At 76.9% G+C, this 1,498-nt stretch carries 2 protein-coding genes; both read right to left on the reverse strand.

Translation table 11 applies throughout. The features are described 5' to 3' along the window. Positions 1–320: 320 nt before the first annotated feature. Positions 321–659, reverse strand: a complete 339-nt coding sequence (locus tag G569_RS59215; RefSeq protein ID WP_053227146.1) for a hypothetical protein — start codon at positions 657–659, stop codon at positions 321–323. Further along, the gene (locus tag G569_RS52590; protein ID WP_157592409.1) at positions 656–1,105 is read right to left on the reverse strand and encodes a hypothetical protein; all 450 of its coding nucleotides are present in this window, start codon (positions 1,103–1,105) and stop codon (positions 656–658) included. Before G569_RS52590 ends, G569_RS59215 begins: the two co-directional genes overlap by 4 nt. Positions 1,106–1,498 lie beyond the last annotated feature (393 nt).

Genomic DNA, 1,498 nt, shown 5'->3' on the forward strand with positions numbered 1-1,498 from the left:
CGCACCGGACGAACCGCGCGGCGCCGCGGGCGCGAGCGCGCCCGACGAACCGCGCCGCGGGCCCGGCGAGAGCGCGGACGGGTCACGCGGCGCTGTCGGCGCGGGCGGGGCCGCGGGGACGTCCCTCACGGCGGCGTCCGGGGTGGGGGTGGCCAGGATTTCTTGACTCAGAGGACGGTTTTCCTGGCCACCCCCCAGGGCCGGCGGTCTGGGTGGGCGTTTGCGGTGGCGGGGGCGCGGCGGCTCGGCCGGGCGCGGTGGGGCCGACCAGCCGGCGGAGGGCGGGTCAGGCGGTGGCGCGATGAACCAGTTGCGGACGCTCATCGGCCCGCGTGCGCTTCGGCGGTGGCGGCGAGGCGGTCGGCCAGGCCCGGGATCGGCACCGCGAGGGCGGGTTTGACGCGCACGCGGACGGTGCGGCCCGAGACCGTGACCGTCGCCCGCTTGCGCGCGGTCTCGCCGAGGGCGTCGCGCGCGGCGTCGCGCGGGTCGTCGGCGCCGCCCTGGAGAAGCACGAGCGCGCCCGCCTCCGCCGCCTCGCCCGCCTGTTCGCCCGCCGTGTGCGACGCGATCACCGTCATCGCGACGAGCGCGACCAACCCGATGAGCGGGAGCAGGCCGAGCAACTCGACCGACGCCTGTCCACGCGCGCCGGTCATCCGCTCTGGGGCCGGAAGTGGGACGTGGCGGAGACGCGCCCGAGCCGGATCGACGGAATCACGGTCGGAACGCGCACCGAGACCTCGACGTCGCCGTCGTCGCCGGCTTCGACGCGAAGCCCGCGCTCGAGGCCTGGCGGGAGATGCGCCCGCGCGGCCGCAGACGCATCAGCGCCGAGCGAGTTGGCCCGCGCGGCAGCCCGCGCCGCGACCCGCGCGTCCCAGATCGCCTGCCCCGCGAGCACCGCCTGATAGCCCGCGGCGAGGACCACGAGGATCACCGGGAGCAGCACCACGAGCTCGACCGACGCCTGCCCGCGAGCAGAGACGACGCGAACCGAGCGCCCGTGACTGGTGAGGTCGCTCAGCTGCCGGTGAGGACGGCTAGTGACCTCACCCGTGACCTGCTCCGCGCCGCCGCCACGCGAGACGACACCGCGAGACATCCGGGGACTTCGGCCGGCGGCCGGGCGAGATGCGCGGCGTGACCTCGCGGCGCGGAGCGGGGCTGAGGTGCACGGCGCCGTGACGGCGGGGGGCCGCGATGCCGTGAGGCTTGACGCGGTGGCGTGAAGGCGCGATGGGACGGCGGGCGTGGGCATCGCCGGGAGCCTCGCCGCGCTCGCTGAACGGATCTAGACCGCTTTGTAACAAAAGTGTGCCAAAAGGCGCACGAAAGAGACACAGCCGTGTGTGGGCGCGTCGCGAGGGGGCGCGGCGAGGCGACGCCGCGGCGAGGCGACAGCGCGGCGAGGCGGCGCAGCGCGACGGGGGGCGGCGCGACGCGAGGCGGCGCAGCACGGCCGGGGGGCGGCGCGACGCGAGGCGGCGCAGCACGG

Origin of the sequence: Solirubrobacter soli DSM 22325, assembly GCF_000423665.1 — a bacterium.
In the GTDB taxonomy this organism is placed as follows: domain Bacteria; phylum Actinomycetota; class Thermoleophilia; order Solirubrobacterales; family Solirubrobacteraceae; genus Solirubrobacter; species Solirubrobacter soli.